The 21,617-nt window shown below is 72.3% G+C and carries 22 protein-coding genes; 11 read left to right on the top strand and 11 right to left on the bottom strand.

The window, feature by feature from the left end:
- Nucleotides 1-3: 3 nt before the first annotated feature.
- The 3 genes from RY076_RS00650 to RY076_RS00640 form a co-directional block, all read right to left on the bottom strand.
- A complete protein-coding gene (locus tag RY076_RS00650) occupies nt 4-1,494 on the bottom strand; it encodes a hypothetical protein (RefSeq protein ID WP_323095400.1) in 1,491 nt (496 codons plus the stop codon).
- Between the two features lie 238 nt (nt 1,495-1,732).
- Nucleotides 1,733-3,253: a hypothetical protein gene (locus RY076_RS00645; RefSeq protein ID WP_323095398.1), complete on the bottom strand. Its 1,521-nt coding sequence runs from the start codon at nt 3,251-3,253 to the stop codon at nt 1,733-1,735.
- Between the two features lie 106 nt (nt 3,254-3,359).
- On the bottom strand, nt 3,360-3,899 hold the full coding sequence (locus tag RY076_RS00640; RefSeq protein ID WP_323095397.1) for a hypothetical protein: 540 nt from the start codon (nt 3,897-3,899) through the stop codon (nt 3,360-3,362).
- A 227-nt stretch (nt 3,900-4,126) separates the two neighbouring features.
- On the opposite strand from RY076_RS00640, the gene RY076_RS00635 reads away from it, so the two are divergent.
- Nucleotides 4,127-5,224 (top strand): alpha/beta fold hydrolase, encoded by a 1,098-nt coding sequence (locus RY076_RS00635; protein WP_323095396.1) that lies wholly within the window; start codon nt 4,127-4,129, stop codon nt 5,222-5,224.
- Nucleotides 5,225-5,254: 30 nt separating this feature from the next.
- On the opposite strand, the gene RY076_RS00630 is transcribed toward RY076_RS00635, so the two are convergent.
- A complete protein-coding gene (locus RY076_RS00630) occupies nt 5,255-6,637 on the bottom strand; it encodes a hypothetical protein (protein WP_323095394.1) in 1,383 nt (460 codons plus the stop codon).
- A gap of 229 nt (nt 6,638-6,866) precedes the next feature.
- Between RY076_RS00630 and RY076_RS00625 the strand changes: the two genes are divergently transcribed.
- The 5 genes from RY076_RS00625 (at nt 6,867) to RY076_RS00605 (ending at nt 11,345) form a co-directional block, all read left to right on the top strand.
- Complete coding sequence (locus RY076_RS00625; RefSeq protein ID WP_323095392.1) at nt 6,867-7,340, top strand: SRPBCC family protein; 474 nt, start codon at nt 6,867-6,869, stop codon at nt 7,338-7,340.
- Between the two features lie 126 nt (nt 7,341-7,466).
- The gene (locus tag RY076_RS00620) at nt 7,467-9,587 is read left to right on the top strand and encodes an FG-GAP-like repeat-containing protein (protein ID WP_323095390.1); all 2,121 of its coding nucleotides are present in this window, start codon (nt 7,467-7,469) and stop codon (nt 9,585-9,587) included.
- A 52-nt stretch (nt 9,588-9,639) separates the two neighbouring features.
- On the top strand, nt 9,640-9,927 hold the full coding sequence (locus RY076_RS00615) for an ASCH domain-containing protein (RefSeq protein ID WP_323096375.1): 288 nt from the start codon (nt 9,640-9,642) through the stop codon (nt 9,925-9,927).
- A gap of 150 nt (nt 9,928-10,077) precedes the next feature.
- Complete coding sequence (locus RY076_RS00610) at nt 10,078-10,959, top strand: hypothetical protein (RefSeq protein WP_323095388.1); 882 nt, start codon at nt 10,078-10,080, stop codon at nt 10,957-10,959.
- Entirely contained in the window at nt 10,956-11,345 is a 390-nt protein-coding gene (locus RY076_RS00605; protein WP_323095386.1) for a GntR family transcriptional regulator, read from the top strand. Before RY076_RS00610 ends, RY076_RS00605 begins: the two co-directional genes overlap by 4 nt.
- Nucleotides 11,346-11,427: 82 nt before the next feature.
- Here RY076_RS00605 and RY076_RS00600 read toward each other — a convergent pair whose 3' ends face one another.
- The 3 genes from RY076_RS00600 to RY076_RS00590 all read right to left on the bottom strand — a co-directional run bounded on the left by RY076_RS00600 (nt 11,428) and on the right by RY076_RS00590 (nt 14,867).
- Nucleotides 11,428-13,278 (bottom strand): sialidase family protein, encoded by a 1,851-nt coding sequence (locus RY076_RS00600; protein WP_323095384.1) that lies wholly within the window; start codon nt 13,276-13,278, stop codon nt 11,428-11,430.
- Between the two features lie 268 nt (nt 13,279-13,546).
- Complete coding sequence (locus RY076_RS00595; protein WP_323095383.1) at nt 13,547-13,960, bottom strand: (R)-mandelonitrile lyase; 414 nt, start codon at nt 13,958-13,960, stop codon at nt 13,547-13,549.
- A gap of 10 nt (nt 13,961-13,970) precedes the next feature.
- Entirely contained in the window at nt 13,971-14,867 is an 897-nt protein-coding gene (locus RY076_RS00590) for a helix-turn-helix transcriptional regulator (protein ID WP_323095382.1), read from the bottom strand.
- 174 nt (nt 14,868-15,041) lie between these two features.
- On the opposite strand from RY076_RS00590, the gene RY076_RS00585 reads away from it, so the two are divergent.
- Entirely contained in the window at nt 15,042-16,061 is a 1,020-nt protein-coding gene (locus RY076_RS00585; RefSeq protein ID WP_323095381.1) for a zinc-dependent alcohol dehydrogenase family protein, read from the top strand.
- A 50-nt stretch (nt 16,062-16,111) separates the two neighbouring features.
- Nucleotides 16,112-16,687, top strand: a complete 576-nt coding sequence (locus tag RY076_RS00580; protein WP_323095379.1) for a sugar O-acetyltransferase — start codon at nt 16,112-16,114, stop codon at nt 16,685-16,687.
- Nucleotides 16,688-16,704: 17 nt separating this feature from the next.
- On the opposite strand, the gene RY076_RS00575 is transcribed toward RY076_RS00580, so the two are convergent.
- Complete coding sequence (locus RY076_RS00575) at nt 16,705-17,565, bottom strand: hypothetical protein (protein WP_323095378.1); 861 nt, start codon at nt 17,563-17,565, stop codon at nt 16,705-16,707.
- Between the two features lie 624 nt (nt 17,566-18,189).
- On the opposite strand from RY076_RS00575, the gene RY076_RS00570 reads away from it, so the two are divergent.
- Both RY076_RS00570 and RY076_RS00565 read left to right on the top strand, forming a co-directional pair.
- Nucleotides 18,190-18,909 carry a hypothetical protein gene (locus tag RY076_RS00570; protein WP_323095376.1) on the top strand — a complete coding sequence of 240 codons (720 nt, stop codon included), beginning with the start codon at nt 18,190-18,192 and terminating at the stop codon, nt 18,907-18,909.
- Nucleotides 18,910-18,952: 43 nt separating this feature from the next.
- A complete protein-coding gene (locus RY076_RS00565; protein ID WP_323095374.1) occupies nt 18,953-19,351 on the top strand; it encodes a hypothetical protein in 399 nt (132 codons plus the stop codon).
- 40 nt (nt 19,352-19,391) lie between these two features.
- Here the strand turns inward: RY076_RS00565 and RY076_RS00560 are convergent, their stop codons facing one another.
- A complete protein-coding gene (locus tag RY076_RS00560) occupies nt 19,392-19,613 on the bottom strand; it encodes a hypothetical protein (RefSeq protein ID WP_323095373.1) in 222 nt (73 codons plus the stop codon).
- 127 nt (nt 19,614-19,740) lie between these two features.
- Here RY076_RS00560 and RY076_RS00555 point away from each other — a divergent pair, with 127 nt between their 5' ends.
- Nucleotides 19,741-20,871, top strand: a complete 1,131-nt coding sequence (locus RY076_RS00555; protein WP_323095371.1) for an SUKH-3 domain-containing protein — start codon at nt 19,741-19,743, stop codon at nt 20,869-20,871.
- 40 nt (nt 20,872-20,911) lie between these two features.
- On the opposite strand, the gene RY076_RS00550 is transcribed toward RY076_RS00555, so the two are convergent.
- Both RY076_RS00550 and RY076_RS00545 read right to left on the bottom strand, forming a co-directional pair.
- The gene (locus RY076_RS00550; RefSeq protein WP_323095369.1) at nt 20,912-21,085 is read right to left on the bottom strand and encodes an SDR family oxidoreductase; all 174 of its coding nucleotides are present in this window, start codon (nt 21,083-21,085) and stop codon (nt 20,912-20,914) included.
- A gap of 144 nt (nt 21,086-21,229) precedes the next feature.
- On the bottom strand, nt 21,230-21,547 hold the full coding sequence (locus tag RY076_RS00545; RefSeq protein ID WP_323095368.1) for a GNAT family N-acetyltransferase: 318 nt from the start codon (nt 21,545-21,547) through the stop codon (nt 21,230-21,232).
- Nucleotides 21,548-21,617 lie beyond the last annotated feature (70 nt).

Below are 21,617 nucleotides of genomic sequence, written 5' to 3'. Positions count from 1 at the left end.
CGGTCAGATCCAGGTGGGCGGGGTCGGCACGACGACGCCGACTACGTCGGGGAGGGCGCCGACGCGTCCGAGGTCGAAGACCGACCCGTGCTTGGCGCGGGCGGCGAGCTCACGGCACTCGACGGGCGTGCACCACCGCGGGATGGTGCCCTCGTCGGCCTGGCGCACCGCGAAGCGCAGGGTGCCGGCCATGATGTTGCCGGCGCGCGTCGGACGCTGGGCCGGCGCCTGGTAGACCACGACGACCGGGTCCTTGCCGTCGGGGCGGGTGCGGGTGGCGTCGTCCGCGATGGCGGCGTACTGGGCGCGGGTGGCCTGGTGCTCGCCGACGTCGGCGCGCCACGCGAGGACGCCACCGACGGCGAGGACGACGAGTGCGGCGGTGGCGATCCGGTCGACGGGAAGCCAACGGCCCCGGGGCAGTCCGACGTGCAGGACGCGTCGACCGTCGAGCAGCAGCGCGACCGGCAGCAGCGCGACGAGCCACGTCCACAGCTGGCCGCGCGCCTCGGTGACGATGCCGGTCAGGAGGGTCTGGGCCGCGTCCATCGTGGCGACGACGGCGAGCCCGACGAGGAGCCGCTCGAGCCGCGGACGCAGCGCCGGGTCGCGCCAGCCGACGGCGACGGCGACGGCCCCCGCCACGGCGGCCCACCACTGGCCGGCCCAGAGCGACAGCGCCGCGTGCACGTAGCGGGAGGCGTTGACGTGGAGGGCGTGCAGCGAGGTGAGCGGGTCCGGGTGGCGCCACGAGGCGATCTTGAGGCCGAAGTCGCCGAACGCGAACCAGTTGAGCGTGTAGGCGATCCCGACGCCGACGGCGAACGCCGCGACCCAGCCGCCGAGCAGCGCGAGGACGCCGCGCCACGGGGCGTCGCGGAGCAGGACGACCGCGAAGAGCACGAGCACGACGCCGACGGGCGGGTAGGTGAGCACGGCCGCGACCTCGGTGAGCAGCAGCCACGCGCCGAGCCCGACGCGGGAGCGCGCCGCCCACGGCAGCGTCCACGCGCCCGCGGCCGCGACGAGCACCGACGGCGTCAGCGTGCCCGGCCAGTAGAGCAGCTGCACCCAGACGGCGGAGGCGAACACGGCGAGGCCGAGGAGGGCGTCGACGAGCGGGGCAGGGCGGATGCCGGCCCGGTGCAGGACGCGCCAGAGGCCGGCGACGAGCAGTGCGTAGCCGGCGGCGTACGTCAGGGCCGCGGTGGTCGGGGTGCCGTACTGGCCGACGAAGTGCCACCAGGCGGTGTTGAGCCAGCGACCCTCGGTGAGGTCGTGGGCGACGGCCGACGGGACGCCGGACGTGCCGGCCGGGACGAGGAAGGGCCAGTCGTCCTTGCGGATGAACGGGGTGACGGCCTGGAACAGGCCCTCGGTCACGAAAAGCGCGACGGCGACGACCGCCGGGACGAGGAACGCGCGTCCGTCTCCCGGGGTGAGGCGTCGGGACCGCCGCGGCGTGTCGGCGGGGGCGAGGGTCTGGGTCGTCATGGGTCCGGTTGCGTCCGTGGGTCGGGGAGGGCGCGGACGATCGGTCCGCGACCCTTCGACGATAGGCACCGGAAACGGCCCGGGACGGCGTCCCAAGCGAACCCGCAGCCACTTCGCAGCGGCCTCGCGGCGGGTGCCCCGAATCCGTGAGCAACCTGCGTCGAGGATGGTCGCCCGCTGCACGGATCCTGTGTGCGTCGGCGTCGGCGTCGGCGCGCGTCTGCAGCCGGCTCGCGCCTCAGAGCCAGCCGGGCGGCGTGGGGACGGCGACGCCGACGATGGTCCGTCCGCTGCCCGTCGGTGCGAGCCGCACGAGGGTTCCGGGCCGCAGCGTCGCGAGCCGCGGGCACTCCTGGCCGGCGCACGGCACCGGCACGAGGCCCTGCTCGACACGTAGCGCCATCGAGAACGTGCTCAGCGTCAGGCGTCCGTTGCGGGAGTCGGCGACGGTGGGGGCCTGGTAGAGGACGATCACCGGCGACTCCCCCTCGGGCGTCGCGGAAGCGACGTCCTGTGCGGCCTGTGCGGCGATGGCGGAGAAGGTCGTCCGGGTGGTCTGGTGCACCCCGATGTCGGCCCGCCATGCGAGCACCCCGCCGATGGCGAGGACGCCGAGCAGCAGCGTCGCGACCTGGTCGGCGAGGCGGCCGCCCGGCAGCGGCTCCCGGGTTCCCGCTCCCCCGACGGTTCCCGCGTCGGTCGACGAGGCCGGCAGGAGCAGGAGGGCCACCGGGAGCACCGCGAACAGCCACGTCCACAGCTGTCCCCGACCCTCGGTGACGACGCCGGTGCCGATGGTCTGGGCGGCGTCGATGCCGATGGCGACGACGAAGGCCACGAGGAGGCGCTGGAGGCGTCGGCGCACCGTGACGTCGCTCCAGCCGATGATGATGGCGACGAGCCCGACGAGCCCGACCCACCACTGCTCGGACCAGAGGGCGCCGACGGTCTCGAGCCAGCGACCGGTGTTGACGCGGAGGGCGTCGAGCGAGGTGAGCGGGTTGGCGTGGCGCCACGCGGCGAGCCGGAGGCCGAAGTGCTGGTTGACGACGAGGTTGAGCGTGTACGTGACGAGGACGCCGACGCCGAACGAGGCGACCCACGCGCCGACGACCGCGAGCACGCGTCGCCACGGGGCGTCGCGCTGGTGGAGGACGGCGAAGATGAGCAGGACGACGCCGATCGGCGGGTAGGTGAGCACGGCCCCGATGCCGCTGAGGACGAACCAGAGCGCGAGACCTCGGCGGGTGCGGGCGGCCCACGGCAGCAGCCACATCGCCGTCGCGCCGACGATCACCGAGGGGGTCAGCGCCCCCGGCCAGTAGAGCAGCTGCACCCAGATGGCCGACGCGTAGAGCGCGAGCCCGAGCAGGGCGTCGACGACGAGGCCGGGGCGGACGCCGGCGAGGCGCAGCACCCGCCACATGCCGGCGACGAGCACCGCGTAGCCGACGGCGTACGTGATCGCGGCGCTCGCCGGCGTGCCGTGCTGGCCGACGAGCCACCACCAGCCGGTGTTGAGCCAGCGGCCCTCGCTGATGTTGTAGTACGACGGCGGGACGACGTCCTTGGTGTGGTCGGGCAGCAGGAAGGTCCAGTCGTCCTGGCGGATGAACGGGGTCACCGCCTGCGCGACGCCCTGCGTGACGAGGAACGCGACGGCGAGCGTCACCGGCACGAGCACGCCCCGACGCGACGCGGCCGCGCGCAGCCACGTGCGCCGGTCGGCGTCGCCGGGGGCGAGGGTCTGCGTCGTCATGCGGTGGCCCCTGTCATGGAGAGGAGGATCCCACGAAGGCCGGGGTGGGGCCGCCCGACCCGATCGAGGGCCGCTCCTGAGCCGGCCGGGCGTCGGCCGCCTGCCCCTACCAGCCTCGCGGGATGGGCGGTTCGGGATCCGTCGGTGTCGGTGACCGGGGCGTGTAGAACGTCGGATCCACCTGTGCCGCCTCGACCGACGTGTCGAAGCCGAGCAGCGTCTCGGCAGCGGCCTCGGAGCCCGCCGCCGTCCGTGCGACCGCCTCGAGCACCGACCCGGCGTACGTGGTGGCGCCCGGGCGCCGTCGGCCGGCGGACGCGTCGGGCTCGGTCGCCTCTGCATCGCTCGCCTCTGCGGGCCGTCGGAACATCCGCAGCAGGTACGCCGGGTCGCCGTCCTGGGCCCACGCGGCGGCTCGGGCGAGCTCCTCCGGTTCGGGACCCACCGGGATCTGCTCCTCGGGCAGGTCGCGGCGCAGCCGGCGGAAGAGGGTCTCGCGCGTCTCCTCGGGCAGCTGCGTGAACACCTCGACGTGGACGAGCTCGAAGACGTGGGGCGAGGCGACCCGGAGCAGGTACCGGTACCGGGCGACGTCCAGGGCGGTCTCGGCGTCGGACCTGCCGTGGTCCGGCTCGTGCCCGACCATGCGTCTGAGGTTGTCTCGAAGATTCATGGGCGCCCCCAACCGACCGTCCGGTCCAGCGTATCGGCGGGCCGGGAGCCTCGGGTGGGCATCGCGAGAACGCCGTCACCGCTGGCGCCGCACCCTCTCTGCGGCAGCGAACACAGACGCCGCAACGGCCCTGTCATGCTCGTCGTAGGGGCCTGCTCCTGGTGGCGCGGGCCGACGCTCGACATCGGGAGGTGGGCGAGGTGCGGCGTGCGGTTGTCTGGGCGGGTTCCGGTGCGGCGCTCGCCGCGGCCGCCCTGCGCGCGTCGGGGACCTGGAGCCGTGGGGAGCCGCGTCCGGTCACCGACGATGCGGGGCGCCCGGTGCCCGGAAGCCTCTCGGAGAAGACCTACGTGGACGTCGACGGCTCTCGGCAGGGGATGTTCGTGCGAGCTGCCGACCCCGCGAACCCGGTCCTGCTCTACCTGCACGGCGGCATGCCGGAGTACTTCCTCACACAGCGCTACCCCACGGGCCTCGAGAGCCTGTTCACGGTCGCGTGGTGGGACCGCCGTGGGGCGGGGCTGTCGTACGACCCGACGGCTTCGACCCGGGACGTCCCGCTGGAGCAGCACGTGTCGGACACCCTCGCCGTCACCGACCACCTGCGCGAGCGCTTCGGCCAGGACCGCGTCTACCTCATGGCGCACTCGGGAGGAACCTTCTTCGGGCTGCAGGCAGCGGCACGGGCGCCCGAACGCTTCCACGCCTACATCGGGATGTCGCAGATGGTGCGCCAGCTCGAGTCCGAGCGGATCGCCTACGCGTACCTGGTCGCCCGCTACCGGGAGCGCGGGGACCGGCGGATGCTGCGCCGGCTGGAGGCCGCGCCGGTGACGTACGCCGACGGCACGCCGCCGGCGTACCTGAGGGTGCGCGACACGGCGATGCACCGCCTCGGGGTCGGCACGACGCACGACATGCGCTCGGTCGTCACCGGCGTCGTCCGGCCCTCGCTCACCAGCCGCGAGTACACCGTCGGGGAGAAGGTGCGGCTGTGGCGGGGCAAGCTCGCGACGGGCGTCATGCCCGGATGGGACCAGGTGCTCCGCACCGATCTGTGCCAGGAGGTGCAAGAGCTCGACGTGCCCCTCTACCTGCTGCACGGGGTCCACGACTGCACGTGCTGCCTCAGCCTCGCCCGCGAGTACTTCGACCGGGTTCGGGCGCCGGTCAAGGGCTTCTACACCTTCGACCGCTCGGCCCACAGCCCGCTGTTCGAGGAGCCCGGAAAGGCCCGGCGGATCCTGGCCGAGGACGTGCTACGCGGCGTGACGCGCCTGGCGGACCCGTCGACATGACGTGACGACGGCGCAACCCCGTGTCGCACCTCAGTGCGGGAGGTCGGCGTCCTTGGTCCACCGCGACCCCTCCGCGGCGATCAGGCCGTGGATCGAGGAGCTGGCCTGGTGGTGTCCCGCGGTCAGGACCTGGTCGCCCTTGACGAGGAAGAAGTCGACCTCGACCGACGTGCTGGTCTGGATCCGGGGCGCGAACAGGCGTCGCTTGACGATCATCTGGTACGTCTCGGCCTTGCCGGCTCCGACGACGAGCACCAGTGGGTCCGTCCCGGTGGTGAGCGGCTCGACGGACAGCGCGACGGCGAGCGGGCTGTCCTGCGTGCCCGCTGCGGTCGTGGTGATGCGCTCGGCGAACGCCCTCGCCTTCTGCACGACCGCGGTCAGGCGGGTTCGCGCCGCCTGCAGCAGGTTCAGACGGGTGAGGTCGTGCTTGGCGCTGTCGGCTCGGTCCCGGGCCGCGTGGCGCTCCGCCTCGGACTTCTTCTCGTCGGCGGCGTCCTTCTGAGCGGCCGCCAGATCCGACGCCGGATCGCCCAGCGCCTTGATCGCGCCGTCGAGCGCGGCGTCGACGGGGAAGGCCTGGACGTCGAGGTCCACGAGCCCCTTGACCGCGGTGAGGATTGCCGAGGAGGACGCAATGACGCGGGCCCACTGGTGCTTGACCACGAGAGTCGGGATCTGGATGCGCAGCTCCCGGATGACGGCTGCCTGTACCGAGGTGGCGGCGATGTCGGTGGAGCCCGTCGTGACGTCCACCTCGAGCTCGAAGAGCGAGGCCACTTCTGTGATGGCCTTGCCGGCCACGGCGGCCGCGACGACGACGGCGTCGCCCAGCGCCCTGGTCCGTGGTTCGACCAGCGTCGCGGCGTCGCTCTTGGCCGTGGTCAGCGCGGACACCAGCGTGTCGGCTTCGTTCTTGATCTGCCAGTAGGTGGCGAGGGAGGTCACGATGCGCGGGTCGGACACGATGAACAGCGCTCCGGTGGATGCCGACGCCTTGAGCGCCTTGGCCACTGCTTCGGCCAGATCCGCGGCCGCCTTGTCGAGCCCCAGCCCGATCAGCTCGCCCTGGCGCAGCGCCTTGCCCTCGGCGAACGTGACCGAGCTCTTGGACAGTGAGCCGAGGTCCGGGACGGCGCCGGAGATCTGCTCGATCAGCTTGTCGGTCCTGGCCGCCTGGGCCTCCCACCGCGCCTTGTCGTTGGCGAGGCGCTTGGTTTCGAGGTCCGCTGCCGCGACATCGAGCGCGTTCTGCTGGAGGCGTCGGTCCTGTTCCACGTCGACGCGGACCTGCTCGGCGTCCGCCCGCACCTTCTCGGCGTCGGCGCGCACCTTGTCGGCGTCGGCCAGCGCCTTGCTCGTCTCGGCCAGACTCTTCGCCAGGTCCGCGAGCTCGGTCGGTGTCAGCGTCATGTCCCATCCCCCTGTGCCGTGTCCGGGTGCGGCGCAAACCGGAACAGACCTGCGGAATGCCCGCGTATCGCCTCTCGTGATCGTCCCGCAGCGGTGCCGCCGGCGCAGGCGATTCGACATCCCCGCCGGCGCATCGCCGGCGTCGCCGACCGGGCAGGGTCGTTCGCGTGCGGACCGTCGACACGGTGCCTAGCGTTGGGGTGTCGCCGTTCCGTCTCGAGGAGGCCTGATGACTGGGAGCGTGGTGCGGTTCGAGTCGCGGACGGTGATCCGCCGGCCGGCGAGCGAGGTGTTCGAGCGCCTTGCCGACCTGCCCGGCTACCGGCAGTGGATGCACCGCGACGGCGTGTTCGGCGGGACGGAGCTGACCTCACCGCCACCGATCCGCGCCGGCACGACGTACGTCGACCGGACGCGGATGGGCCGGTTCGTCGGCGAGGTGACCGAGCACGTGCCGTCGACCCGGCTCGCGTTCAGCGAGACCTTCAGCCTGTTCGGCCGCCCACTCACCCAGGCGCGCCCGCGCTACGTGTTCGAGACGGACGGCGACTCGACCGTCGTGCACCACACGGCCGAGGCCGAGCTGTACGGGTTCGCGCGCCTCTTCAGGCCCGTCGCCGGGCGCATCGTGACCCGCGAACGCAGCCACACCGTCGCCGCCCTCGAGCGCTCCTTCGAGGGCTCCCTCGACGCCGGTCGGTGAGGGACGCCCCGGCGGGATAGCCCGCTTTTGCATACCGGGCCGCCACACGCGTCCTAGCCTTGGCGCGTGCGCTGAGCGTGGGGGCAGGTGCACGAGCAGGGTTGGGGGAACGGGGGGGGGTGGCAGATGGCCGACATCCGGCACCGGCACCTGATGACGCTCGTCGGGGCCGGTCTTGCAGTGACTCTTGCGGCAGCCGCGCCGCCGGTTGCGCACGCCGACCCGCCGCCGGGCGGGTCGACGACACGTGTGTCCGTCGCCCAGGCCGGACGGGTCGCCTGGGCTCCGAGCTACTACGCCGACGTCGACCGGGACGGACGCTTCGTCGCCTTCGCGTCGAGGGCCGGCAACCTCGTGCCGAGGGACTCCAACCACACCGAGGACGTCTTCGTCCGTGACCGCGCGACAGGCCTCACGAGCCGGGTCAGCGTCAGCACGACTGGGGCGCAAGCAAACTCGCTCGCGACGATCCCGTCGATCAGCGCCGACGGTCGTCTCGTGGTCTTCTCGTCGTCGGCGGAAAACCTCGTCCGCGGCGACTCAAACGGCTCCGGCGACGTCTTCGTGCGTGACCGGTCGCGTGGTACGACCACACGAGTCAGCGTGCGCACCGGAGGCGGACAGGCGCGGTGGGGCGCCTGGGCCGGGATCATCAGCGCGAACGGGCGGTTCGTGGCCTTCGACTCCGACTCGGACGACCTGGTGCCCGGAGACACGAACCAGGCAGGCGACGTGTTCGTCCGAGACCTGCGCGCCGGCACCACGACACGCGTCAACGTCTCGGCCTCAGGTGGGCAGTCGCCCTCGGACGACGAGCTCCCGGACGTCGTGACGGGCATCAGCGGGGACGGCCGGTACGTGACCTTCGTGTCGGCGTCGGGCGACCTCGTTCCCGGCGACACCAACGGCACCACAGACGTCTTCGTCCGGGACCGCGTCGCGGGGACGACCACCCGGGTCAGCGTCTCGTCGACCGGCGAGGAGGGCGACCGTGCCAGCTCGGGTGGCGGCCTGAGCGCCGACGGTCGCTTCATCGTCTTCGACTCGGACGCCACCACGCTCGACCCGCGTGACACGAACCGGAACTCGGACGTCTTCGTGCACGACCGGGCCACCGGTGTGACCACTGGCATAAGCGTCGTCCCGAGCACGTCACCCGACCAGGGGCCGGCGAGCTGGTCGAGCACGATCAGCGACGACGGACGCGTCGTCGCCTTCGTCTCCGAGGGCAGCTTCGAACCGGGCGGGCACAACCCCGCGGGCACGGTCAGCGTCTTCGTGCACGACCGGGTGTCGGGCGGCACGTCGCTGGTGAGCCTCTCCTCCCTCGGCCAGCCGGCTGACAGCGGCGGCGAGGCGCCTGCGCTCAGTGGCGACGGCAGGTTCGTCGCCTTCAACTCCGGTGAGCCTGACCTCGTGCCCGGCGGCCACGCAGAACCGGACCTCTACGTCCGGGACCGGCGCGCCCGCCCCAACCCGTTCGGTGACTTCGACGGGGACCACCTGTCGGACCTCATCGCGCGCGGGTCCTCGACCGGCCAGCTGCTCCTCTACCGAGGCACCGGGACCGGACTCACGGGACGCGTCGTCATCGGCAGGTCCGGGTGGAACACGATGAACGCGATCACCCGGCTCGGGGATGTCGACGGCGACGGCCGGGAGGACGTCGTGGCGCGCGAGGCCGCGACCGGATCGCTGTGGCTCTACCGCGGCACCGGGCACGGATTCCTCCCCCGGGTCCGACTGGGCGCGAGCGGATGGAACGGCCTGCGCGAGATCACGGCGGTCGGCGACGTGACCGGCGACGGCCGGGCAGACCTCGTCGCCGTCGAGGCCCGGACCGGCAATCTCTACCTCTACCCGGGGCGCGGCACCTCACTCGGAGCCCGCCGGCTCGTCGGCCACGGAGGCTGGAACGGCGTGGGAGAGCTCACGGGGGTCGGTGACTTCGACCGGGACGGGCACAACGACCTCGTGGCGCGGGAGAACCGCACCGGCGCCCTGTGGCTCTACCGCGGCACCGGGCACGGCTGGTTCGCGTCTCGGGTGCGCATCGGGGCCGGCGGCTGGAACACGCTGCGCGACCTCGTCGGGGTGGGCGACTTCGACCGCGACGGCTTCACCGACCTCGTCGCCGTCGACCGGGCGACGAGGCAGCTCTACCTCTACGTGGGGCGCGGCAGGCACCTGACGGCGCCGCGACCCTTCGGCAGCGGCTGGATGGCCACGTTCGACCCGATGGCGTGAGGTGGACGCCTTGTCCGGGCGTGGTCGTAGCGGGTCGTAACGTGGCGGGGTGATGTTCAGCCGGGACCTGCGCGACGCCGTGGCGCGCGGTGACATCAGCGTCTCCATCCGATTGTGGAGCCGTCCGCAGGTGAGGGTCGGCGGCCGCTACGCCACGGCCGGCGTCGTCATCGAGGTCGACGCGATCGAGGTGCTGCCGTTCTCGGCCGTGACCGACGACGACGTCCGCGCGTCGGGCGAACCGGACCTGGAGTCGTTGCGGCAGAGGGCCGCCCACGCCGGCCCGATCATCGCCGACACCCTCGTGCACCGCGTCGAGTTCCACGTCGTGGAGCGCTGACTCCGCTCGTGGCGGACGTCAGGGGCGCCGGCCGAGTGGTTGCCCGTGGTGCGCCGTCGGCGGTTTTGTATTGAATGCTTGACACAATACGGCGAGAGCGACATGCTCCTCCTTGTCACAAGCGTGTGACACAAACTCAGGGGGTTCGTCATGTCGGTGCTCGTTCTCGTGGTCCTCATCGGTGGCGCGCTGTCACTGGTGGCTGTCATCGCCGGCGCACGCACGATGAGCGGCGACGGCCTCGAACCGAGCCGTGAGTGGCGGGCGGTGCGGGTCGTGTGGCTCGCCGCCGTGGTCGTCGGGGCCGTGGTGGCAGGCCTCCTCGCCGGTCGGCTCGACCTGGGCCGCGGGACGATGCTGGTGCCCGCCGTTCTCGGCCTGTTCGTCGTGGCGGGTGTGGGCCTCGCCGAGACCGTGGTGCGTCCGTCGCGCCCGGCCGGCGTCCGGACGGCCTCACTGGCACCACGCCGGCTGGCCGACTACCTGCCGGGACACCTGGTCACCGCCGTCGTCGGCGTCGCGACGGTGACCGTGGCCACGCTCCTGCTGACGACCGCAACGGCATCTGCCGACGACCTGGGTCGCGCCGGCCGACAGGTGTCGGCCGTGTGCGACAGCACCGGCAGCGCCGCGGGCCCGTATCCGGGAAGCTTCTACTCGGTGCCGCTGGGCCTCGTCCTGCTGGCGACCGGCGTGGCTGCGGTGACGGCCCTACTCGTCGTCGTGCGCAGGCCGCGCGGGTTCGCTCCGGAGGAGGTGGGGGACGACGTGCTGCGCCTCCGTTCCACGACGCGTGTGCTCGCCGCGTCCGGTGCCGCGGTGGCAGCGAGCCATGCGGGCGTCGCCTTCTTCGCCTCCACCGCGCTGCTCCGGATGGACTGCCGGAGCATCTGGATGGCCCCGGTCGGCTGGCTCCTGCTCGCCTCGGTGCCCGTGGCGGTGGTGCTCCTCGGCTGGTTCGTCAGCCGTGTCGTGGCGGGTGGAAAGCCTGTGGCCGCAGTCGAGCTCACGCCCGAGAGGCAGCCACGTTGAGCCTCGTCCTGCACCTCGACCCCGACGACCCGACGCCGCCGTACGAGCAGCTGCGTCGCCAGCTCGCGGACCTCATCACGGCTGGACGACTCGCGCCCGGCGACCGGCTCCCTCCGCTGCGCCAGCTCGCGGGCGACCTCGGGATCGCCGTCGGCACGGTGGCGCGCACGTACCGCGAGCTGGAGCAGGAGGGGCGTCTCGTGTCGCGGCGGGGCGGCGGCACCCGTGTCGCGACGGGCCAGGCCTCGACCACGGACCGACGCGTGCTGCTCGGCGGCATCGCGGACGAGTTCGTGGCGCGGGTCCGCGGTCTCGGGTTCTCCGACGAGGAGATCGTCACGGCGCTCGGCCGCACGCTCCACCTCGAGAGGTCCGAAAGCCCCTGACCTCGGGTGTGATCCGTGGCCGGGAACGCGGTGTGCCGCGGACACCGGGGTGGTGTCCGCGGCACAGGCGTGGGTCCAGGCGTCAGCCGGTGGTGGCGGCGCCGAAGATGTCCTGGTCGAGCCCGCCCGCGTTGGGGCAAGTGTCTGCCGACCAGGTGCCGGTCGAGTCCTGCGTGCGGCACTGGAGCACGTCGAACCCGACGCCGCCCGCGTAGCGGGGGTCGTCACCGGGCGCGACCTGCCGGGTGTCGGTCCACACGTTGTAGGCGAACGACCCCACGGACGACACGTAGTTGTAGTCGCCGTGGAAGGGGACGCGTCGGTCACCGAACATCTCGTAGTTCGGCATCTGGCTGCTGACCGACAGGCGCGCGGCGGCCCAGCTGCTGCCGCCGTTCGTCGACGACGCAGCGTAGGTGTCGAGGCCCGCCGTCGCGGCGGCGAAGCCGGCGGCGTCACGCACGGCGCCGTTGTTGCCCGGCGGGTACTGGACGCTGTAGGCGGGATCGTTGCGGCTGTCGTGCCACACCGCGTGGAGCACGCCGCCGTCGGCGTTGATGTCGGGGAAGAACTGGTGCCCCCGCGCCGACGGTGCGAGGAGCTTGGGTGCCGACCATCCGCCGCCGCTCATCATCGCGAAGTAGACGCCACCCTGACCGACGCGCAGGGTCGTGCCCGACGGATCGGCCGTGTTGTAGGTGGTCTGCGACGCCTGCTCGGTGCCGGGGATCGTCGCGTCGTACACGAGGTAGACGTTCTGGTTCGCGGCCTTCGGGTCGGCGGTGATGCGTGGCTGGCTGTCGTGGCGGAAGAAGACGAACCCGCTCTGGCACGCGAAGGGGCCGGAGCCGCAGTCGCGGCTGTCGCCCACCGAGTCCTCACCCGGCTCGGACTCCGGTCCGTCGGCGGACAGGTACGCCTTCTCGTGCGCCGCCGCGGCGGCGGCGGGGTCACCCGCGGAGTCGGCCGCGTCGAACGGCTCGAAGGTGGCGGCCGTGGCCGGCGGGCTGAACGTCGCGCCGCCGTCACGGGACACGACGTACTGGATCGAGCTCTCCTGCTTGCCGCGGTTGGACTCGGACTGGCGGTAGGCGACGTAGACGGTGCCGTTGCTCGTCACGGCGATGTCGGCGAACTGTACGTCCTTCGAGCCGGTCGAGATCTTCATCGGGTGGCTGAACGTGGCGCCGTGGTTCGTCGAGCGCACGAACTGGATCGAGTTGTTGCCGTTGATGCCCTGGAAGAGGCTCCACGCGGCGTAGACGTTGCCCTGGTGCGGGCTGCTGACGCCGCGGTCGACCTCGATGGAGGTCTTGTCGTTGAAGCGGCCGTTGAGGGCCGGGCCGGCCTTGCCGACGATGACGGTGCGGACGTAGTGCGCGGCGTCCTGGTCGTAGGTGGCCACCCACACGTCGCCGTTCTGCGGCGCGACGCGGTTGAAGGCGTTGCCCATGTAGAAGAGGCGGCCCTGGGTGTCCCACGCCTGGACGGGGTCACCGGCATTGGTGATTCCGGCCTGCTGCAGGGGGCTGGCCTTGCCCTCGGGCGAGGTGTCGGTCGGGTAGCCGGGGAGCAGGCTGTCGGTCCACGTGGCACCGGAGTTGGTGCTGCGGTAGAAGCCGGTCCAGGTGCCGCCGGCGATCTCGACGGTGCAGTAGTCGTTGGAGCCCGCCACGACGATCGACGCGTTGCGCGCGTCGACGGCCGCGGACGGCTCGTTCTGCTGGCGACGGTTCGCGCCGCACGCGGAGATCGCGTCCCCGGGCGTGATGGCGCTGCCGTTGGCCTTGACGTACGGCGCGTCGACCGAGACCGGGGTGTCGGTGCGGACGACGGTCGATGCCTGCGCGCTCAGCAGCGTCGGTCCGAGGACCAGGGCGCCGGCCGAGACGGCGGAGACGGTGAACAGGTGGATCCCTCTGCGGTGGCGCATGTGGCCCCCTCCCCGCGCCATGGCGCGGGGCCGGTGCCGGCCGGGTGGGCCGGCGACGCACCCCCGGTGCCCGGTCGAGCCCGGGGACACACCTGGCTGGTCCACCCCGAAGGGCCAGTCCGGCAGAACTCACCATCGCACGGGCGACGAAGCCGCAAGGGATTCCCGCACGTTCAGGTTTCGCTCAGGTTCGCGAGACTCCTCGGGCCATTCGGAGAGCGTCGTCGAACCGACGGCGTGGGGCGGCGCCCACCGGCCCAGGTGGTCGTCAGGCGTCGGTGGCTGGGGCGGCGGCGTACTCCTCGTCGGTGACCGGCGTCAGCCAGTGCACGACGTCGTGGTCGGCGTCCCCCTCGTTGATGGCGACGTGGACCATGAGCCGGTTGGGGGCGGCGCCGTGCCAGTGCTCCTCGTCGGCCTCGAACAGGACGCGGTCGCCGGGGCGGATGACCTCGACGGGCCCGCCGCGGCGCTGGCAGAGGCCGACGCCCTCGGTGACGAAGACGGTCTGGCTCAGCGGGTGGCGGTGCCAGTGGGTGCGGGCGCCCGGCATGAAGTGGACGAGGTTGGCGCTGACGCGTGACGGCGCCGGGGCCGCTGCGACCGCGTCGATGTAGACGTCGCCGGTGAACCAGTCGCTCGGGCCCTTGACGGTGGCGACCGAGCTGCGGGTGATCTGCATGGGTTTCCTTCTAGCCGTTGGGGATCGCGGTGTCGGTGGTGGCCGTGGGCGCCGGCGTCGAGGCCGCCCAGGAGGCGAGCAGCTGGAGCCGTTCGGCCGAGGGTGAGCCGGGCTCGGCGGTGTAGACCATGAGGATGAGGCCGGGCTCGGCAGTGATGGCGAGCTCCTCGTAGGCGAGGGTCAGCTCGCCGACGACGGGGTGGGTGAACCGCTTGGTTCCGGTGCCGTGGGTGCGCACGTCGTGGGCGCTCCACAGGCGTCGGAACACCTCGCTCTGCGTGGACAGCTCGCCGACGAGGTCCTGCAGACCGCGGTCGTGCGGGTCGCGGCCGGCCTCGGCGCGCATGATGCCGACGCACATCTCGGCGAAGCGGTCCCAGTCCGGGTAGAACTCGCGCGAGGCTGGGTCGAGGAACTGGAACCGGGCGAGGTTCGGCATCCGCCCGCCCTCGCCGATGACCGGCGAGTAGAAGGCGCGCCCGAGGGCGTTGGTGGCGAGCAGGTTCTGGTGCGGGTCGCGGACGAAGGCGACCCCGTCGCGGATCGACTCGAGCGCCCACTGCAGGCTGGGCCGGGAGGCCGGCTTGCCCGATGCGCGTCGACGCGGACGCCCGGAGGTGGGGATGCCGTCGGCGGCGCGGGCGAGGTCGAGCAGGTGGGCGCGCTCGGTGTCGTCGAGCTGCAGGGCCCGGGCGAGCGCGTCGAGCACGCCCGTCGACGCCCCGGCGATCTGCCCGCGCTCGAGGCGGGCGTAGTACTCGACGCTCAGGCCGGCGATCGTGGCGACCTCGCTGCGGCGGAGGCCGGGCACGCGTCGGCCGCGGCCGGCGGGGAGCCCGACCTGCTCGGGGGTGATGCGGGCGCGGCGGGTCATGAGGAACTCGCGCACCTCCTGGCGGTTGTCCACGCCTTCGAGACTAGGCCGGGTCGACGCGTCGGCCGAGCCGTGAGAGGTGCCCTGTCAGTACGTCCCTCGACAGGGACTCCCCCTTCTCCTCGGCGCGGGCTTCACTCGTCGGGTGGGCCTGTTCGGCCCCGGCGGGCACCGGCCCGCGAGAAGCGAGTTGAAGGAGTTCACGCGATGCGTGGAGTTGTCATGTACGGACCCGGCGACGTGCGCGTGGAGGAGCGCGAGGACCCGAGGATCATCGAGCCGACCGACGCGGTCATCCGCCTCACGGCGACGTGCATCTGCGGCAGCGACCTGTGGCCCTACCGCGGCGCCGAGCCGGTCGACCACCAGGTCATGGGGCACGAGTACGTCGGCGTCGTCGAGGAGGTCGGCTCCGAAGTGCGCACCGTCAAGGTCGGCGACTTCGTCGTCGGGTCGTTCTGGGCCTCGGACAACACCTGCGAGATCTGCCAGGCCGGCTACCAGGCGTACTGCACGCACCGCGTCCTCATGGGGACGATCGGCACGCAGTCCGAGCTGGCGCGCATCCCCCTCGCCGACGGCACCCTCGTCGCGACGCCGGGGCAGCCCGACGCCGACCTCATCCCCTCGCTCATGGCGGCCTCCGACGTGCTCGGCACCGGGTGGTTCGCGGCGGTGGCCGCCGAGGCGGGCCCGGGCAAGACCGTGGCCGTCGTCGGCGACGGGGCGGTCGGGCTGCTCGGCATCCTGGCCGCGCGTGAGCTCGGGGCCGAGCGGATCATCGCCTTCAGCCGGCACGCCGACCGGCAGGCGCTCGCCCGCGAGTTCGGCGCGACCGACATCGTCACCGAGCGCGGCGACGCCGGGGTGGCGCGCGTCAAGGAGCTGACCGGCGGGCTCGGCGCGCACTCGGTCATCGAGGCCGTCGGCACGCAGGAGGCGATGATGCAGGCCATCGGGTCGACGCGTCCCGGGGGCCACGTCGGGTTCGTCGGCGTCTCGCACGACGTCGCCATCCCGGGCGGCGACCTGTTCATGGCCGGCGTCCACCTCCACGGCGGCCCCGCCCCGGTGCGCGAGTACCTGCCGCACCTGATCCAGCTGATCTGGGACCGGAAGATCAACCCGGGCAAGGTCTTCGACCTCACCCTCCCGCTCGAGGAGGCCGCGCAGGGCTACACGGCCATGGACGAGCGCACCGCCACCAAGGTGCTGCTGACGCTGTGAGCGGCTGCGCTGGAGTGCCGGCTCGCCCGGCCGCCGGAAGGGAGTGACGCGTGGACCTGCAGGAGTTCCTTGACCACGTCGACGCCGGACGCGTCATCGAGGGCGGGTCGGCGGCGCACGAGTTCATGCACGGGGCGGCGCAGGACGCGTTGCGCGTCGTGGCCGAGCTCAACGGCGCCTACCGGACGCCGGATGAGGTGCGGACGCTGCTGGCGCGGCTCACCGGGAAGGCCGTGGCCGCGTCGGTCACGGTCTTCCCGCCGTTCCACAGCGAGTTCGGCAAGAACCTGACGCTCGGCGAGGGCGTGTTCGTCAACATGGGCTGCCGGTTCCAGGACACCGGCGGCATCACGATCGGGCCGGGCACCCTGATCGGTCACGGCTGCACGCTGACGACGCTCGACCACGCCGCCGACCCGACGCGTCGGGCCGACATGACCCCCGCGCCGGTGGTGATCGGCCGCGACGTCTGGCTCGGCGCCGGCGTCACCGTCGTGCCGGGCGTGACGATCGGCGACGGCGCCATCGTCGGAGCCGGAGCTGTCGTGACGAAGGACGTGCCCGCCGACACCGTCGCCGCCGGCGTCCCAGCACGGGTTCTCCGCCCGACCGGATTCAGGTCCTGACGCGCGCCGACCTGAAGTCAGCGCTTGACGGCGATCGAGAACAGCTGGTGCCAGCGCGAGACGACCTCCGACCACGTCTCCTGTCCGGCCTTGACGATCGACCCCTTGAGCTCGTCCCTCGTCTGCTCGGGGATGAGATCGAGGCACGTGTGCGCGGTGAGCCCACCGTCGACAGCGGTGTTCCAGGTGTCGAGCGTCGGAGCGAGCTGGCCCTTGGCGGCCGAGTCGGCGAGGTCGCGAACCCCCTCGTAGCAGCCGAGCACGTCCTCGGGTGTGACCCGGCCGGGGGTCGTGTCCCAGTCGTCGATCGCCGACTCCACGAGGGCCGAGGCCGCGCTCATGGCCGCCGAGTCGGCCGGTGTCGGCTGGTACGCCAAGGTGCCCGGGGTGTCGCCGGGCCACCAGACATCCACGGTGGCATCGGGCTGGAGCCAGCGATGCTGCGGATCGCTCGAGCGGTACAGGTCGTAGATGCCGGACAGGAGCTCCGACACGTCAGCCCGGGAGCCCGCCGACGCGTCCGACTGCGTGGTGACCCGGGGGAACACGGAGCCGGCAGCGGCCGACAATGCGATGACCGTTCGCGAGGTGTTCGTGATGGTCCAGTGGGTCGGCGTGACGGCGCAGGCCCGCAGGAACGGTCCGAGGTCGAGCTCGACCGGGGTGGCCGGGAGGCAGTCCGTGTGAGGTGGTGGCGGTGGCGTGTCTGTCTCGCTGTCCGTCGTCACGACGGTGGACGGAGGGTCGACGGTGAAGGTGTAGGACGTGCTCGACGGGCCGGGGAGATCGGCAGGCTCATCGCCCGACTGGCACCCGCCCGCGCCGAGGACCACGGCGAGGGCGGCGACCGCGCATCCGCTGCTGAGTCGGCGAGTCATGGCTGCCCCCTGGTCAACACTCGAGTGCCAACGTCTGCATCGATTCTGACAGCGGCTGCCGCGCGTGACCGGCCGTTGGCGAAACGGCTGACGCCTCCCCTTTTGCGACCGGTCGACGCCCCGATCGATGGCTGGTCCGGGCTGTGTCGCCGCGCGCACAGACAGGCCCGGCGGCCCGGCGCAGAGTTGCTCCATCAAGGGCGGCAGCGCCTCACCAAGGAGGTCGGACGATGAGACTCAGGAACTTCCCGTGCTGGGTGATGGGCCACATGTTCCGCGTGAAGGCCGGAGACAAGGGGATGCTCGTCTGTCAGCGATGCGGCACCCAGGAGCTCGTGATGATGAAGAGCTTGCGCGACAACGTCAGCGGGTCGTTGGGGATGTAGCGGCGCTCGCCGACCACGCGTCAGCGGCAACCACCCGCAGGTCGACCCACCCCGGCCAACTGCCCCGCTGAGGGCGCGCAGCCGCTGGGCGCGCCGCGTCTAGTCTGGACCGGTGGGCACCGGCGGCGACGGGCCGCCCAGACGGCGCACGACGTCGCGGCTGGGCGGACTGGTTCGCGCGTCCGGTGGGGACTCGCGCGGTCACGTGGCCGGAGCCGTCGGCGGCGCCATCCTTGCTGTGGCCGCGGTGATCCTGTCGGCCTGCACCACGGCGACGCCTCCTGGCCTCGTGGGCACGGCGCAGCCGACCAACCCTGAGCCGTTCATGACCGCGATCGACGGGATGACCGTCGTTCCCGAGTCGGTGGAGTGTGCGGACGAGCGGCTCGACGGTCGGCGCAGCAATCTGCCTGGGCCGCAGCTGATTCCGGCGGCGTTCCCCGGTGTCGTGGCCGTGCGCCTCGTCCGGCCGGGGCGTGACGCGTCGGACGCCCGCTGCCACCCGACGCTGGTGAAGAGGTTCAGCTGCCGGGACGCCTCGACGTGGGCCGAGCCCGACCCCACGGAGTTCCTCCTGACGTTCGGCGCTCCTCAGGTCAGGGTGGTCGAGGGGACGTCCTCGGCCCGGACGCAGTCGACCGCGGACGGGCGCACACCGGCCGAGCCGAAGCGCTCATTCACGTATGCCGAGTACGACCTGGCGCCCGGCGACCCGCTCGGTGCGGTCGCGTTCGAGCAGCACGCCTTCGCGACCTGCGCCCCGGCCACCGAGCGGGTGGTCAACGGCGTAGCGATGCGCACCGCTTCGGTCGGTACGGAGACCGGCCTCGTCGACGTCGCCTTCCTCGTGGCCGGTGACCGGCTCGCGCAGGTGGTCCTGTCCGGGAGTCGATGGGCGGCCGACGAGCGTGACCACGCCTGGCTCACGGTCGCGCAGCACCTTCGCCTGGAGGAGTGACCCGCCCGAGGGCCCCGACGCCGCACTGGCAGGCTTGGGCAGCATGAACGCTGTCACCGTCGAGACGTTGCGCCTGTTCCTGCACGTCCTGGCCGCCACGGTGTGGGTCGGGGGCCAGATCACCCTCGCCGCCCTGGTGCCGGCGCTTCGGGCGGCCGGGACCGAGGTGCCGAAGGCGGCGGCCAACGCCTTCAACCGCGTCGCCTGGCCGGCGTTCGGGGTCCTGCTGCTCACCGGCGTCTGGAACGTCGTGGCCGAGGGTGACAAGGGGCCGGCCTACGAGCGCACCCTGATGGTCAAGTACACGCTGGTGATCGCCTCGGGTGCCACGGCCTTCCTGCACGCTCGAGTGGCGTCGCGCAAGGCCATGGCGATCTTCGGGGCGCTGACCGGACTCACCGCGCTGGCAACGCTTTTCGTCGGGATCATGCTGGCCCAGTGAAGGTTCGCCGACGGCGGCCTGACGGTGTCGTCCGGCCGCGTCAGTCGACGCTTCGAGCGGTGAGGTACAGGGGCAGGAAGACGAGGACGACCACGAGGCACAGCGCCGCCCACACCTCCGGCCGGTCGACGGTCAGGCCCAGCACGGTCATGGTGACCGGTCGGCCGCGCTCCGCACGTGACCGTGCATCCGTCAGCACCCAGACGCTGGCCACCGCGACGATGAGCACCAGCGCGAGCCCGCCCGCAGCAGAGTGAGTCACCCCGCCAGTATCGCCGGAACCCAGGGCTCAGGACCCGTGCACCAGAGGCGCCGCGACAGCTGCCGGACGCCGGTTTCGGGTGATGCTGCAGCGCCCGGACGCGTACCCGCGCGGTTAGCCTTCGCGGATGAGCAGCGCGCGCGAGCCGGCGGAGTCCGCCGCTGTACTCGGGGAGGCTGACCCGGCAGCCGCCGAGACAGGCTGGGACCCAGAGGGCGGCAAGCCCACCGCCGAGCCCCTGGCCGAGCTGACGCAAGGCGGCTATCGCCCGGTCGACGCCACCCGCGCTGTCCTGGCCCAGGTGTCCGGCATCCACGTCACCCGCCGGGCCCGGCCTCCGAAGCGCAAGGCTCGAACGTTCCACTTCGACGTGCCGGCCGCACTCGCCGCGTGGGACGTCGCCTATCCCGAGATGGCCGGCATCGACGCCGACGACGACCTCTGCCTGATCGGCGACCTTCCCAGCGAGCGCATGTTCCTCGCCTCCGACACTGCCGGGACCGTGTACGCGGGCAATGGCCGACAGCTGCACCGGCTCGGACGGTCCGTGGCCGAGGCCCTGGAGACCCTGCTGTCGCACACGGACTCCACGGCGTGGCCCCGGGTCACGGCACCTCCGAGACCGCCTCACCCCGTGCTGGCCCGTTCAGAGGACCCGCACCCGGTGACCGGCCCCCAGGAGGCGGTGATGCTCGCCGTCGCGACGCGGGGCGCAGCCAGCGGCCCGGTGCTGGGGGTGGCGGATCTCGGAGACGTGTGGCGGGTCTACCGCGCGACCCATGCCCTGATGGTGCGGCCCTTCCCCGTTCCGCTCCTGGTGTCGAAGGAGACCGGGGACGTCAGGCTGGACTGGCCCAACCGCAGGGACGCGCCGACCGCGCAGGACGGCTACCGCGAGCTCCTCAGCCTGCTCGACCCGCACCTGCGCGCGTGGGGGTTCACGGGTTCGGGACGGTCGTGGCGCTACCGCGGCGCGGAGGAACCGCTCTCGTTGAGGTTCAGGGCGCACCACGACGCCACCGTGGCGACGCTCGCCTTCGAGGTCCTCCTCATTCCGGGCAACCCCCTTCGTGAGGATGAGTGCCAGGCGTGGGCGACGGTGAAGGTCGACACGTGGGACGTCTACTTCCACGTCCTTGCCGGCGTCGACGTCCGCCCCATGGCCGACGCCGTGCTCGCCGTGCTGAGCAAGGACCTCAAGCCGAGGTTGGCGGCGACGGCCGCCGCCGAAGGGTCCCCTCCGCCCACGACCGACTGACGCGCTCTCCTCGGCGGAGTGGCCACGCGTCATCCTCCGGTCAGTAGACGGTCCAGCCCCCGTCGACGACCAGCGTCTGCCCGGTGACGTACGAGGAGGCGTCACTGCACAGGAAGAGCAACGGCCCGTCGAGCTGCAGCGCCATGGCGAACTGGGCGCCGAGGCCGGAGGACGTTCCGGTGGCCACTGCCACGCGGCCCTCAACGTCGGTCACGACGTCAGCCTGTCCAGCGGCGGCACCCGGCGGACCGTTCCGGTCTTCCCCGCGGCGTCCGCCTCCCGGCTGAACCCGCTGGCAGCACGCGGATCCACGCTGCCGACGCTACGCCGGTGTGCTGCCCGGCGAGCCGGCGCCGCATCAGTCCGTCACGGTGCTCGGCCGAACGCCGTAGACGAGGTCCGCGTACTCCCGGTGGCGCTCGATCCAGCCCTTGATGAACGGGCAGAGCGGAAGGACCGAGACGGCCTTGCCGCGGAGGTCGTCCAGCGCGTACCGGGCGAGAGCGGAGCCGACTCCCTTGCCCTCGAAGGCCGGGTCCACCTCGGTGTGAGTGAAGACGATCAGCTGCTTGGCGACGATGAACTCCGCGAACCCTGCAAGGCGGTCGTCGACATGCGCCTCGTAGCGGGACTGCTCGTCACTTCGCGAAAGCTCGATCGTTGGCTCGGCCGGCATGGCCAACACGATGTCACACCGCGTTGCAGACCGACGGTGTCGGAACGGCGAGCGGTTCGTGATGAGCACC

This window comes from Intrasporangium zincisolvens, from assembly GCF_034724055.1.
GTDB lineage: Bacteria > Actinomycetota > Actinomycetes > Actinomycetales > Dermatophilaceae > Monashia > Monashia zincisolvens.
The sequence above is the reverse complement of the archived record's forward strand: the minus strand, read 5'-3'. Positions and strand labels throughout refer to the sequence as shown.